This window comes from Candidatus Neomarinimicrobiota bacterium, from assembly GCA_018647265.1.
In the GTDB taxonomy this organism is placed as follows: domain Bacteria; phylum Fidelibacterota; class Marinisomatia; order Marinisomatales; family TCS55; genus TCS55.
This window is the reverse complement of sequence record JABGTK010000036.1, coordinates 1-14,528: the sequence shown is the minus strand read 5'-3', so window position 1 is coordinate 14,528 and position 14,528 is coordinate 1. Positions and strand designations below refer to the sequence as shown.

Annotated in this window: 13 protein-coding genes; all 13 read left to right on the top strand. The window is 39.2% G+C overall.

Features of this window, described 5'->3' with window-relative positions; all coding sequences use genetic code 11:
• Window positions 1-7 precede the first annotated feature (7 nt).
• Window positions 8-1,498 carry a nitrate reductase subunit beta gene (narH, locus tag HN459_02485; GenBank protein MBT3478308.1) on the top strand — a complete coding sequence of 497 codons (1,491 nt, stop codon included), beginning with the start codon at window positions 8-10 and terminating at the stop codon, window positions 1,496-1,498.
• Window positions 1,498-2,001 (top strand): hypothetical protein, encoded by a 504-nt coding sequence (locus HN459_02480; protein MBT3478307.1) that lies wholly within the window; start codon window positions 1,498-1,500, stop codon window positions 1,999-2,001. The genes narH and HN459_02480 overlap by 1 nt, the downstream gene beginning before the upstream one ends.
• Window positions 2,001-2,735 carry a respiratory nitrate reductase subunit gamma gene (gene narI, locus HN459_02475; GenBank protein ID MBT3478306.1) on the top strand — a complete coding sequence of 245 codons (735 nt, stop codon included), beginning with the start codon at window positions 2,001-2,003 and terminating at the stop codon, window positions 2,733-2,735. The genes HN459_02480 and narI overlap by 1 nt, the downstream gene beginning before the upstream one ends.
• Window positions 2,736-2,755: 20 nt before the next feature.
• Window positions 2,756-4,258 carry an MFS transporter gene (locus tag HN459_02470; protein MBT3478305.1) on the top strand — a complete coding sequence of 501 codons (1,503 nt, stop codon included), beginning with the start codon at window positions 2,756-2,758 and terminating at the stop codon, window positions 4,256-4,258.
• A gap of 30 nt (window positions 4,259-4,288) precedes the next feature.
• Window positions 4,289-5,899 (top strand): MFS transporter, encoded by a 1,611-nt coding sequence (locus HN459_02465; protein ID MBT3478304.1) that lies wholly within the window; start codon window positions 4,289-4,291, stop codon window positions 5,897-5,899.
• Between the two features lie 64 nt (window positions 5,900-5,963).
• Window positions 5,964-6,677: an iron-sulfur cluster repair di-iron protein gene (gene ric, locus HN459_02460; GenBank protein MBT3478303.1), complete on the top strand. Its 714-nt coding sequence runs from the start codon at window positions 5,964-5,966 to the stop codon at window positions 6,675-6,677.
• Window positions 6,678-6,779: 102 nt separating this feature from the next.
• Window positions 6,780-7,352, top strand: a complete 573-nt coding sequence (locus HN459_02455) for a cytochrome c3 family protein (protein MBT3478302.1) — start codon at window positions 6,780-6,782, stop codon at window positions 7,350-7,352.
• A gap of 6 nt (window positions 7,353-7,358) precedes the next feature.
• Window positions 7,359-10,334 (top strand): 4Fe-4S dicluster domain-containing protein, encoded by a 2,976-nt coding sequence (locus HN459_02450; protein MBT3478301.1) that lies wholly within the window; start codon window positions 7,359-7,361, stop codon window positions 10,332-10,334.
• Window positions 10,327-11,697: a polysulfide reductase NrfD gene (gene nrfD, locus HN459_02445; GenBank protein MBT3478300.1), complete on the top strand. Its 1,371-nt coding sequence runs from the start codon at window positions 10,327-10,329 to the stop codon at window positions 11,695-11,697. The genes HN459_02450 and nrfD overlap by 8 nt, the downstream gene beginning before the upstream one ends.
• Window positions 11,690-12,196: a DUF3341 domain-containing protein gene (locus HN459_02440; protein ID MBT3478299.1), complete on the top strand. Its 507-nt coding sequence runs from the start codon at window positions 11,690-11,692 to the stop codon at window positions 12,194-12,196. Before nrfD ends, HN459_02440 begins: the two co-directional genes overlap by 8 nt.
• Window position 12,197: 1 nt before the next feature.
• Window positions 12,198-12,749: a cytochrome c gene (locus HN459_02435; protein ID MBT3478298.1), complete on the top strand. Its 552-nt coding sequence runs from the start codon at window positions 12,198-12,200 to the stop codon at window positions 12,747-12,749.
• 26 nt (window positions 12,750-12,775) lie between these two features.
• On the top strand, window positions 12,776-13,939 hold the full coding sequence (locus HN459_02430; protein ID MBT3478297.1) for a hypothetical protein: 1,164 nt from the start codon (window positions 12,776-12,778) through the stop codon (window positions 13,937-13,939).
• A gap of 50 nt (window positions 13,940-13,989) precedes the next feature.
• Window positions 13,990-14,528 (top strand): alginate export family protein (locus HN459_02425; GenBank protein ID MBT3478296.1); only part of this gene is annotated, 539 nt, incomplete at its 3' end.

The following is a 14,528-nucleotide window of genomic DNA, read 5'->3' as shown; positions in this document are numbered from 1 at the left end:
GAGAATTATGGATATTAGAAGTCAAATTTCAATGGTATTTCACCTAGATAAATGTATCGGGTGCCACACATGCAGCGTTGCTTGTAAAAACATTTGGACCGACCGTAAAGGGACGGAATACATGTGGTGGAATAATGTGGAAACAAAACCGGGGACAGGTTTTCCTACGCGTTGGGAAGATCAAGACAAATATAAAGGTGGTTGGGAATTGGTGGATGGTGAATTGAAACTAAAATCTACCAATAAAGCTAAAACGATTACCAATATTTTTCACAATCCGGATATGCCAACCATGGATGATTATTATGAACCATGGTCATATAAATATAAAGATTTATTCGATGCACCGGCGGGGGATGATCAGCCTACGGCAAAACCCATTTCCATGGTTACGGGTGAATATATGGATATTGAAGCGGGCCCCAATTGGGATGACGACTTATCCGGCTCACCTATTTATGCAGAAAACGATATTAATTTAGACAGTCTATCAGATGAACAAAGAGACCAACTTTTTGCCATCGAACGTCTCATGATGTTTTATTTTCCACGGATTTGTAATCATTGTGTGAACCCATCTTGTGTGGCATCTTGTCCATCGGGAGCGCTTTATAAAAGGGGAGAAGATGGTATCGTTTTATTGGATCAAGAACGGTGCCGCGCCTGGCGATCTTGTATTACAGCCTGTCCTTATAAAAAAACATATTATAATTGGAATACAGGAAAATCAGAAAAATGTATTTTATGCTTTCCACGGATAGAAACAGGGCAAGCGCCTGCTTGTTTCCATTCCTGTGTGGGACGGATTCGTTACCTTGGCGTGCTTTTATACGATGCAGATAAAATTGAAGAAACAGCCAAACATGCAGATCATGAATTAATTGACGCACAACGCGAAATGATTTTGGACCCCTTTGATAAAAATGTGATTCGGGAAGCAAAGAAAAATGGTATTGCTGATTCGACTATCAAGTCGGCCCAAAATTCTCCCGTTTATAAATTTGTAAAAGAATGGGGAATTGCTTTACCGCCGCATCCGGAATATCGCACATTGCCCATGTTATTTTATGTGCCACCCATGTTACCAGTTATGTCAGCACAGGAAGGCGATTCTGTTCGCAGTATAAATGATGAATATTTTCCCGATTTTGATAAGGCACGTGTGCCTATAAAATATTTGGCATCCATGTTCGGCGGTGGCAATGAAAGTCATTTGCGGTATGTACTGAAAAAACAATCTGCTATTCGCGCTTATCGTCGAGCCTTAACGGTAGGTGATATTGATGTATTGGGTGCTGAAAAAGCCCTATTGGAAGCTGATTGTAATCCTGAAGAAGCGGATAAGATTTATAAACTCACTTCACTTTGTACTTTTGATGATCGCTTTGTGATACCACCTGCACACAGAGAAGAAGCCATCGAAATGATGAAAGATCCATTGGAACATAAGCAGGAAGTTGGTTTCGGATTTAGAGAAGCACCAGCGCGGGGAAATTAGTGGAAATTCAATATACGAAACTCATTCCCATGCTCTCCTATCCAAATGTGGATACAATATCTGCGGTTAAACGGATGGAGAATCATGGTTCCAAATCATTGAAGACCTATTTGGATTTTATTGCAGATACATCCCTGTCGGATCTTCAAGAAAAGTTTACCCAAACATTTGATATGAGCCCAACCACCAGTTTGGATTTGGGGTGGCATTTATATGGTGAAGCATATGAACGGGGCGCTTTCATGCTGAAAATCCGTGAATTACTCCGCATGCAAGGGATAGAAGAAACATCCGAATTGCCAGATCATTTGACCCATGTTTTGGCAGCGATGGATGGTTTGGATGAGAAAAACTGTGGCAAATTCGTTCAGAAATATGTTCAACCTGCTTTAGAAAAAATCATGGATGGATTTAAAGATTCTGACAACCCATTTCAACATGCCATTTTATATGTGGATGAATTATTTAAAGAAAACTTTGGGATTAAGACAGGAGACGCCTGATGGATCAATATAAACATTTACTCGATACATTTTTATTCGGCATGTTTCCGTATGTGACTATTTTTACTTTCTTTCTCGTTACGATACAACGGTACCGGTCTAAGGCGTATACTTATTCCAGTTTATCATCTCAATTTTTAGAAAATAAGCAACATTTTTGGGCCATGGTCCCGTTTCATTATGGCATCATTTCCGTCCTAACAGCACATTTAATTTGGTTTTTAGTCCCAGAAACTGTTTTGTGGTGGAATAGTGTTCCCGCTCGACTTTATGTGATGGAAGTGGCCATGTTCATTTTCGGACTCATGACCCTAATTGGTTTGATTAATATAATTTTACGTCGTCGTACAAATGCCATGGCAAAAATAGTTACATCGCCTGCGGATTGGTGGGTATTTGCTTTTCTTACAGTTCAAGTGATTACAGGATTATATACCGCTTATTTTTATCGTTGGGGTTCCACTTGGTTTGCTGCATCCTTGGCACCTTATTTATGGTCCGTCATTAAATTTTCTCCGGATTTAACCTATATCACGGCCATGCCATTTATGGTAAAAGCACATATTGTTAGTGCTTATTCCATCATTTTACTATTTCCTTTTACACGGTTGGTCCATGCTCTGGTAGTACCTAATCCTTATCTCTGGCGAAAAACACAAGTGGTGCGTTGGAATTGGAACCGGAAAACGATTCGAACACCAGATACATCGAACCAATCAAAAAATAATTCCTAACATATTTTAATATAACGAATATGAAAAGTAATCAATCAAAAGCAAGAATTGTTCTTACGATGAATACCATCGCCTTTACCATCTGTTTTGCAGTATGGATGATGAATGGCGTTCTCATTACGTATTTGGTTGACAATGGTATTTATGTTTGGGACAAGGTTCAAATTGGATGGCTGATAGGCGTTCCTGTACTCACAGGTGCTATTGTGCGCTTGCCCGTTGGAATTCTCACCGATAAATATGGCGGTAGAATTGTTTATACTGTTCTTATGATTGTGGCATCGGTGGCAACTTATTTTATGAGTGCTGCAGATACATTCAATGAATTTATTATTGCCGGCCTTGGATTTGGAATAAGTGGCGCATCTTTTGCTGTTGGAATTGCATATACGTCGGTTTGGTTTCCTAAAGAAAAACAGGGAACGGCTTTGGGAATATTTGGTGCAGGAAATGCAGGTGCCGCTATCACGAGTATGGGAGCCCCAATTCTGCTAAGAAATTTAACCCAAAACGGCACAGAGTTAGATGCGTGGAGAATGATGCCCAAAATCTATGCAATTGTTTTATTTGTTATGGCTATCATTTTCTATTTTACGACTTATTCAAAAGTGGTAGAAGGCAGTTCAGTCAAAACGCTTTCTCAACGATTGACGCCTTTAAAAGAAGTACGTGTTTGGCGATTTGGACTTTATTATTTTCTCGTTTTTGGCGGTTTTGTTGCCTTGGCACAATGGCTCATTCCGTATTATGTAAATGTTTATACAATGTCCGTGGCAACAGCCGGAATGATGGCGGCCATTTTCAGTTTGCCTTCAGGTGTGATTCGCGCAGTAGGTGGATGGATGTCTGATAAATTTGGTGCACGTTTGGTGATGTATATCGTATTGGGCGCTATCATTTTTTCAACCGCATTGGTCATTATTCCCCGGATGGAAATCCAATCTCCCGGTGAAGGAATTATGGCCAAAAAGTCAGGAATTGTTACAGGTATTACTGAATCTACAATTACCGTAGATGAAAAAGTATATTCCTTCCGCAATAAATCAAATGCTGATTTATTGGATGTAGAGCCAAATATTTTAGTTTTTCCTAAAAATAATTTTTGGCAGGAGCCCATTGTGGAAGTAGGAGAAGTGGTAGCCAAAAAGCAACTATTGGCTCGGGGAATAACACATATATTTTTTCAAGCAAACGTATGGATCTTTACATTTTTTGTTTTCATTATTGGTATCATGATGGGAATTGGAAAGGCAGCTGTTTACAAATTTATTCCAGAATATTTCCCCAATGATGTTGGCGTTGTGGGTGGAATTGTGGGTGTTGTTGGTGGATTGGGTGGTTTTGTATGCCCCGTTATTTTTGGGTATTTATTGAAATCTACTGGGTTATGGACTACTACCTGGATGTTCTTTTTTGCCTTGGCAGTAATATGTTTGATTTGGCTCCATATTGTAGCACGAAAAATGATGAAAGCACGGGCACCTGAATTATTATCCGATTTGGAAGAAAAAGTTGTCAGTTGATCTGTCAGCAGAGTCTAAAAGGAATTTATCATGTCAAAAATTGATTTAACTAAATGGGAACCGGAAAATAAAGAATTTTGGGATTCCACAGGCCAACATATCGCATCGAGAAATTTATGGATTTCCATCCCAAGTTTATTGGTGGGTTTTGCGGTTTGGCTCATGTGGGGTATCATCACGGTCCAAATGAAAAACCTTGGGTTTCCATTTTCTCAAAGTGAACTCTTTACTTTAACGTCTATCGCAGGCCTTACAGGAGCCACATTGCGGATTCCAAGTTCATTCTTTATTCGATTGGCGGGTGGACGGAATACTATTTTCTTTACCACAGCTCTGTTGATGATTCCCGCTTTGGGATCGGCTATCTATTTACAGGATAAAAATACGCCATTATGGATTTTCCAAATACTGGCATTCTTATCCGGATTCGGTGGGGGGAATTTTGCTTCATCCATGAGCAATATTAGCTTTTTCTATCCCAAAAGAATGCAAGGTTATGCTTTAGGTATGAATGCAGGATTGGGAAATTTTGGTGTGACTACCATGCAAATTTTGGTTCCATTGGTTATGACAATTCCCATGCTGGGTGCATTCAGTGGCGATTCCATGATTTTGTCTGCCAATAGTGGCACCATTTTTAAACGTATCATGGTAGGCTCGGAAACATGGCTTGCCAATGCCGGTTGGGTGTGGATGTTATGGCTAATTCCCTTGGCATTCTTTGGCTGGACTGGGATGAATAATATAAAAACAGAAAATGTTACACCCAACTTGAAATCGCCGGGTGTCTCAATGGCACGGATAGGTTGGTTACTTTTTATCAGTTTCGTTACTGCAGCCGTTGGGCTTTATTTCATACTCACATTTAAAGAATTGACATGGGTAAAATGGATTGTTCTACCGGCAGTTGTTAGCGCGACTGTATTTCTCATGAAATCCTTATCTCCAGGAGAAATTAAAACCAATCTGGAAAGACAATTCAAAATTTTTGATCATAAACATACCTGGATTATGACCATTATTTATACCATGACCTTTGGTTCCTTTATTGGGTTTTCTGCTGCGGTAGGCTTATCCATTAAATTTATATTTGGTGTAAAGCATATTTTAGTTGATGGCGCGATGACTCATACTTTAGCAAATCCTGAAGGTCCTGCCACATTTATGTTTGCATGGGTAGGTGCCTTTATTGGCGCATTGATTCGTCCGGTAGGTGGCAAAATTGCCGATAAAGTTGGGGGTGCCATCGTAACCCAAATCGTGTCAGTCGTCATGGTGATTTCTGCTATTGGTGTGGGATATTATTCAAAATTGGCTTATCAGTCTGCTACGCCACAAGATTATTTTTTACCATTTTTCATTCTTTTGGTCATTTTATTTACTGCCACGGGAATTGGAAATGGCTCCACCTTTAGAACAATATCCATGGTATTTAACGAAGAACAAGCGGGACCTGTCTTGGGTTGGACATCTGCCGTAGCAGCTTACGGTGCATTTCTTATTCCCAAGGTGATTGGTGAAAATATGAGCTCAGGAACCCCTGAATTAGCTATGTATGGATTTGCTGTTTTTTATACGTTCTGTGCTGTGCTGAATTGGTGGTATTACTTGGGACCCAAAAAAGAATATAATAACCCATAGGATCAACATTCTCATCCATGGGATGGATAAAATAATAATATAACTTAAAAATAAGGATTAAAACATGACACAAGACCAAACTGTTGCAGATGTTGTAACACAAGATATTAGAACCGCCACGGTATTTAAAAAATTCGGAATTGATTTCTGTTGTGGGGGTGGAAAAGATATCAAATCGGCTTGCAATGAAAAAGGGGCCAATTTTGAAGATCTTATGACCGAATTGGATTTAATATTAAACTCAACACAAACGGACTTTGATTTTCAAGCCATGCCGTTGGATGAATTAATTGATTATATTTATGAAAAGCATCACAGGTATTTGTACGAAAATGGACCTATCACAGCACAATTCGTGGACAAAGTAGCGCGAGTGCATGGACAGCGACATTCGGAAACAATGGAAATTGCAAAAATCTTTAGCGAATTGCTATTCGAACTAAATCACCACATGATGAAAGAAGAAAAGATTCTATTCCCTTATGTGAAAAAATTGGTTGCCATAGATAAAGGCCAATCTACAGAACCTCAGACGCGACCCTTCATCAATCATCCGATTCGCGTCATGCAAATGGAGCATGATAATGCGGGAAAAATGTTAAAAAAATTGAGTCAACTCACATCAAACTACACTCCACCAGAAGATGCATGTAATACCTATCGTGCATCCTTTGCGAATATGAAAGAATTAGAAGATGATATTCATTTTCATATTCATTTGGAGAATAATATTTTATTTCCAAAAGCAATTGAATTAGAATCTAAACTTTCAAATTAGTGTTGAAAAAAATCCAAATAATAGCTGTGAAATAGAATGGACAATGGACTGAAAAAACAATTTTCATACATGGTTACAATGTTGGTGATAATCGGATTTGTAATGTTATTTAAAAATTCCACATTTCATATTCCTGGAAATCAGCAAGATTATGCACCAGAGCAACCCATTGCATTTTCCCATCAACTTCATGCGGGGGAAATGGAAATCAATTGTCAGTATTGTCATTTTGGGGCAGAAGATAGCAAACATGCTGGCATTCCACCGGCGAATGTGTGTATGAATTGTCACAAATATGTAAGCAATACATTCAATGAAACTCGGTTGGCAGAACAGGAAAGTCGTAAACCTATTGCTAGTTCTGAAATTGCAAAAATTTATGCATCGTTGGGCTTATCGTTGGCGGGGGAAAAAGTTTCTTCCGAAAAACCCACAGAGTGGATAAAAGTTCATAATGTACCTGATTTCGTTTTTTTCAGTCATAAACCCCATATAACTGCCGGTGTGGATTGTGCGAAATGTCACGGCGATGTTGCCACGATGACTCGTGTAAAACAGGTGGAAGATCTTTCCATGGGATGGTGCTTGGATTGTCATCGACAAGACCATCAATCTCTACAGAACCCAGCAGGAAGAACGGCACAATTGCAAGATTGCGCATCCTGCCATTATTAAACCATTATGTCAAAATTCATGAAAGAATATTATACAAGTCACGAAAATAAATCGTGCGATACAAATTGTAATTGCAGTGATTTACCTTCCGTGGAAGCCGTTCAGGAAACGTCTGGATTCTCTCGTCGTAGTTTTTTAAAAACAACGGGATTTTCTTTTGCTGCATTCATGGTTGCTTGTAGCAAAACGCCGGTGCAAAAAGCGATTCCATTTTTGATTCAGCCCGAAGAGATATTACCTGGAAAGGCTACATGGTACGCATCTACCAGTTTTGCCTGCGATGCAGGATGTGGCGTCCATGTGAAAAATCGAGATGGTCGTCCTATTAAGTTGGAAGGGAATCCAAAACATCCCATGACACAAGGCGGATTATGCGCACAATGTCAAGCCAGTTTAATTGAATTGTATGATTCTAAACGAATTATAGATCCCATTTTATACAGACAAAGTTCAACTTGGGAAGCGGTAGATAGTTATGTTATTAAAGAATTAAGGAAAATAAGAGATAAGGGTAAAGAAATTGTTATTCTAACTGGAACCGCTACCAGTCCATCCTTGTTATACACGATTAAGAAATTTAAAAAGAAATTCAAAACAGTTTCTCATATCCAAATGGATGATTATTCTTATTCAGCAATATTAGATGCCCATGAGAAAAATTATGGCCAACGAATTTTACCTAAATATAGATTCGATAAAGCAGATTTGATTCTGTCCATTGATGCTGACTTTCTCGGATCGTGGGTTTCTCCAATCCAGTTTACCAAAGATTTTCAAAAAAATAGGAAACTGGATAGCAAGCATATATCAAAATTGATTCAAGTAGAATCTCGCATGTCTATTACCGGAGCAAAAGCGGACGAACGCATTGCCATGACACCCACAGAAATGAAATCGTTTATGGTGGATTTGGATGCTATCATCCACGGGAAACATGGGACGAATTCCCATGCGAAAAAAATTGCCGGACTGTTAAAACTTCACCGGGGAAACTCTTTAGTCGTTTCCGGAATCAATGATATAAAAATTCAATTAATTGTGAACAGAATTAACCAAAGTTTGGGAAATGTAGGCCGGACCTTGGATATAAAAAAAACGAGCCAAATGTATGCCGGTTCGGATTCATCTATACAGTCACTTGTAACTAAAATAGAGAGCGGTATGGTTGGCGCTCTTTTAATATCAGATACCAACCCGGCCTACATCTTAGCCAATGGAATAGATTTTTCTACCTTAATGAAGCAAGTGGATTTATCAGTTTCATTTTCAGATATGAATAATGAGACGACTGCCCATTGTAATGTTATTGCACCGGGGCTTCATGATTTAGAATCTTGGAATGATAGTGAATTAACATCCGGCGTTTTATCTATGACACAACCTGTAATCCGACCTTTTGGCAAGAATCGTTCTCTACGGCAATCATTATCCACATGGATGGGAATGAAGCAAGATGAACGGGATTTGGTTCGGAACTATTGGAAAAAAATATTTACATCCAGGGTGAAAAGTGGTAAAACATTTACACGATTCTGGAATGAATTAGTTCATGATGGGTTTACAACGATTTCCCCCAATTCAAAAAAACTTACTCCGTTTAAAAATCAAAATATTCAAATTGAAGGTGCAACAAAGAATGAGTTAGAACTAGTGCTATTTCAATCTTCTCAATTGGGACATGGTCGCCACGCAGAGAATCCGTGGCTTCAAGAATTACCTGATCCTATTACCAAATTAACCTGGGATAATGTGGCATCTTTTTCACCAGAAACGGCTGAAAAATATCATTTGAAAAAAGGGGATGTTATTGAAATTGTTTCTGGAAAAAACAAAATTGAATTGCCCGTATTTTTACAGCCCGGACAAAAAAATAATACAGTGGTAGCTGCCTTAGGATATGGGAGAGTGGGTACTGAACGTTTCCATAAAATTGGCCCCGATTGGCTCGAGAAAAAAGACACTGTTAAAAAAGGAGAAACGGTAGGGACATCCGTTTCATCCATGATTTCATTTGACAATACTTTTCATTATTCCGGCATGCCGATAAAAATTCAAAAAACAGAGAGAACTTGGGATTTGGCGCTCACTCAAACCTATAATACGTTGTCAAATCCAGAAAATACATCGCCTGCCAGTATGCCAGTGCGACCCTTTGTTCAGGAAACTACATTCTCCGAATTTCAGAAAAATCCATCAGCAGGAAGCCATCATGGCCATCCCATCACCACTTTGTGGGAAGATGACCACACCTACGAAGGACATCACTGGGGGATGGCAATTGATTTAACATCTTGCACGGGATGTTCATCATGTATTGTGGGCTGTCAAGTGGAAAACAATGTTCCCGTTGTGGGAAAAGATGAAGTTTTGCGAAAACGGGATATGGCGTGGCTTCGAATGGATAGGTATTATTCGGGTGACGGTGAAGATGTGGATGTCTCCTTCCAAGCCATGATGTGTCAACATTGCGATAATGCACCGTGTGAACCAGTTTGTCCGGTTTTGGCAACGGTTCATAGCTCAGAAGGATTAAATCAGCAAGTGTATAATCGTTGTGTAGGAACACGTTTCTGTGCCAATAATTGTCCGTATAAAGTTAGACGATTTAATTGGTTCGATTATGCGCACGAAGATGTGATGGAAAATATGGTTTTAAATCCTGATGTAACGGTGAGATCACGCGGTGTCATGGAAAAATGCTCTCTCTGTGTGCAGCGAATTCAAGAAGCAAAATTCGAAGCAAAACGATTAGGTGTTCCCCTAAAAGATGGAGATATCAAATTAGCCTGTGAACAATCCTGCCCAGCTGATGCAATTGTATTTGGGGATTTGAATAATCCTGAAAGTCGCATTTCCAAAATGACAAAAGATGAACGGCATTATAAAGTGTTAGAAGAATTAAATGCAGTGCCAACTGTTGGATATTTAACTCAAGTGAGAAATCGAGATGCTGACAAAGAGAAGGGGGGACACCATGGCTAATCATGTTAATATTCGTCCACCCCAAATCCATGGGAATAAAAACCATGCCGATGTAACCCAGGATGTTTGCAACATTATGGAGCGGAAACCCACTTGGCTTTGGTGGCTGGGATTTGGATTGTCATTGAGTGCATTGGCGCTGGGATTGGCATCAGTTTCCTATCAAATTGCTACAGGAATTGGAACTTGGGGTCTTAACAAAACAGTGGGCTGGGCTTTTGATATTACCAATTTTGTTTTCTGGGTGGGGATTGGTCATGCTGGGACTTTAATTTCTGCTATTTTATTTTTATTCCGCCAAAAATGGCGAACATCCATTAATCGATCTGCAGAAGCCATGACCATTTTTGCCGTCATGTGTGCAGGGATTTTCCCAATTATACACATGGGCCGTCCTTGGTTGGCATATTGGATGTTTCCATATCCAAACTTTCGTGGTCCATTGTGGATAAATTTTAGATCTCCCTTAGCCTGGGATGTGTTTGCTATTGGTACTTATCTTATTATTTCAGCTACATTTTGGTACTTTGGGATGATTCCAGATTTGGCAACCGTTCGAGATAGAGCAAAATCTAAAATTAAAAAATTCTTCTTTGGTGCTCTGAGTTTGGGATGGAATGGAAGCTATCGAGTTTGGCATCGCTACGAAACTGTATATGCACTATTAGCTGGCTTAGCTGCTCCATTGGTTGTTTCCGTCCATACGGTGGTGAGTTTTGATTTTGCTACCTCTGCGATCCCTGGGTGGCATACCACCACATTTCCACCCTATTTTGTTGCAGGTGCTGTTTTTAGTGGATTTGCCATGGTGCTTACCCTCATGATTATTGCTCGAAAAACATTACGTTTGGAAGAATACATTACTTTAAACCATATTGAGAATATGACCAAAGTAATTATTGTTACCGGTGGAATTGTGACTCTATCCTACGCAACTGAATTTTTTATGGCTTGGTATTCAGGAAATGGGTATGAACAATTTGTATTTTTAAATCGTGCACTTGGACCTTTTGCTTGGGCTTATTGGATTATGGTGGGTTGTAATTTGATAACGCCACAATTTTTCTGGTTCCGGTCAATTCGTCGAAATGTAGCCGCCGTTTTTATTCTGTCGATCTTTGTAAATATTGGCATGTGGTTCGAACGATTCGTCATTATTGTAACATCGCTTCATCGAGATTTCCTTCCATCTTCTTGGAGTATGTATAAACCAACTTGGATAGAAATTGGTACCTTGATTGGGAGTTTCGGGCTTTTCTTTACACTCTTTTTATTATTCATTCGCACCATGCCTATGATTTCCATGGGCGAAGTAAAATCAGTCTTACATTATCGTGGCAACGGAGAAAAAGAAAATGGATAGACAATTGATCGCTGAATTTAGAAACGAGTTTGATCTCACCGAAGCGGTGCAAGCTGTGCGAGATGCGGGATTCGAAATTGTGGATGCTTATACACCTTTTGCCGTACATGGATTGGATAAAGCAATGGGCTTGAAAAAATCACGCTTAAATCAAATCTGTTTCTTGTTTGGCTCTCTTGGATTAGCCATTGGCGTGTTAGGTCAATATTGGATTTCTGCTGTGAATTGGCCTATTAATATTGGGGGACGACCCTGGAATTCTCTCCCTGCTTTTATGCCTGTGGCATTTGAAGTAACGATTTTATTTGCGGGATTGGGTACTGTATTTAGTTTCTTTGCATGGCGAAAAGTGAAATATGGGAAGCAAGGATTACAACCGCATTTGCGTGTTACAAATGATAGGTTTTTTGTGGTTATGAAACAAGGCCAAGAGCGGAAAGCATCTTCCCTTGTATCTGAAATTGTTCAACAGTATCATGGCGAAATGGTGGCGGAGTAAAATGAATCTAAAATCGATATTATATTTTGGGCTCGCTATAATTATAGTCTATGGATTGGGTGTGGGAATTTCATCAAATAAAACAGAACCCAATTCTGAATTTATTCCTGAAATGGTTCATTCTATTGCTTATGATGCCTATGCGCCTAACCCGAATACACCTGATGGAAAAACATTACAGTTGCCACCCGAAGGAACAATTGCGTTGGGGTTTATGCCTGAATATCCAGATGGAGAACTCACACGAGAAAATGCTGGTGATGTATTAAAAAGCCCTTATGATGCTGCAAATGCAGATTTGGCTCGCGGTGGAAAAATGTATGCCACTTTTTGTCAAGCATGTCATGGATTATCTGGCGATGGAGACGGGCCTGTTACCAAGCGGGGCGTACCACCGCCACCATCTTTGAAAACGACCAAAGTTCGAAATCTGAAAGATGGGGATTTGTATTATTTGATTTCAAATGGTGTTGGCAATATGCCACCTTATAAATCACAAATGAAACGAAATGATCGATGGTTAGTGGCACATTTTATTAAAACACTAAAATAATGTGAATGTTTATAAACGATAAAATTATGAATAAAAAGTTTAAAATAGATCAAGCTCTTTTTAATTGGCTCAGTGGAGCCATGGCTATTGGCGTATTGACGCTGATTTTAGGTATTGTATTTTCAGAACGCATTTGGCCCAATATTTTACTGGCTGCTTGGTATATTACAGGCATTGGATTTTCCGGAATCATGTTTGTCGCCATCCATTTTGTGAGTAATGCAGGATGGGGTGTGGCCATTCGTCGAATTCCAGAAGCCATGTTCTCTGTCCTATTTATTGGATTCTTATTCATGATTCTGGTGGTTTTAGGTGCTCACCATTTATACGAATGGACTCATTTGGAAGTTGTAGCAAATGATCCCATTTTATTGGGAAAACAACCATGGCTAAACTTGCCTGGATTTATAATGCGAATTCCCATTTATTTTGGTATTTGGTTTTTACTGGGGCGTCCCATTTTAAGCCATTCACGAAAACAAGATGAAACAGGAGATCCATCTCATACTCAAAAATCCGTTCGTTGGTCAGCTGCGTTTTTGTATTTAGGTGGAATAGCTTTTGTCATTGCCAGTTTTGACTGGATCATGTCTGTGGAACCCCATTGGTTTTCCACCATTTTTGGATTCTATAATTTTGCAGGAATGTTTGATGCAGGTTTAGCCTTTATGATAATATTACTAATTTTCTTGCGTCGGGGTGGCTATTTACCTCAATTAAAAAATGACCATCTTCATGAATTAGGGCGATACCTTTTCGCCTTTACCATATTTTGGGTGTATATCTGGTTTTCACAACACATGCTTATTTGGTATGCGAATCTTCCGGAAGAAACGGGCTATTACCTTAAACGACATTTTGGCGCATTCGGCGTTTTAACTGTTGTGAATATTCTATTGAATTGGCTAATCCCATTTACTATTCTTCTCTTTAGAAAATCCAAACGATCAGAGAAATCATTGATTTTGGCTTCAGTTATCGTATTGCTTGGACATTGGACGGATTTGTATATGATGATATTCCCGCCTTTATTAAGTGAGAATGTTCCCGTCTTTGGACTTATGGAAATTGGGATAGCCATCGGAATTGTTGGCGTCGTTTCTTGGACGGTTTTGGGAAGCTTGTCCAAATGGAACATCGTGCCAACCCAAGACCCTTATCTAAAAGAAAGTTTGGAATTGCATACCTAAGTTATTCTCAAAATCAATTCGAATTATAGTTCAATAAAAAGGATATAAGTATGATAAAACATATGTTCATTTCAATTGTAATGGTCGTAGTCGTAAATGCCGAATCTTCACCCTTGAAATTCTCAGGGCAAGTTCGCCAACGATTTGAAATGGTAGATAAGGACTTTATAGATGCGACATCTTTTAATAATCAAAACTATCTTCGAACACGCTTTGCTATTTCGTTTGATAATGAAGATTATAGCACTTTCGTACAATTGCAGGATTCTCGAGTTTTCGGAACGGAAACAAATACATTAAAAGATGGAACGGCAGATGCTTTGGATGTTCATCAAGCTTACTTTAAACTCAAGAATATATTTGGAATGCCATTGACTGCTAAAGTTGGACGACTTGAAGCAGCATATGGACCCCAGAGACTGATTGGTGCTGTGGGTTGGCATAATATTGGACGAAGTTTCGATGGCTTTGTTTTTAACTTTACCAACGATTTTGCAAATGTAGATTTTTTCAATTTCAAGCAAGTGGAAGCTGGTACAGTAGATGACGAAGATGATTTTAATGTCAGCGGTGTTTACGCCCATTTTAG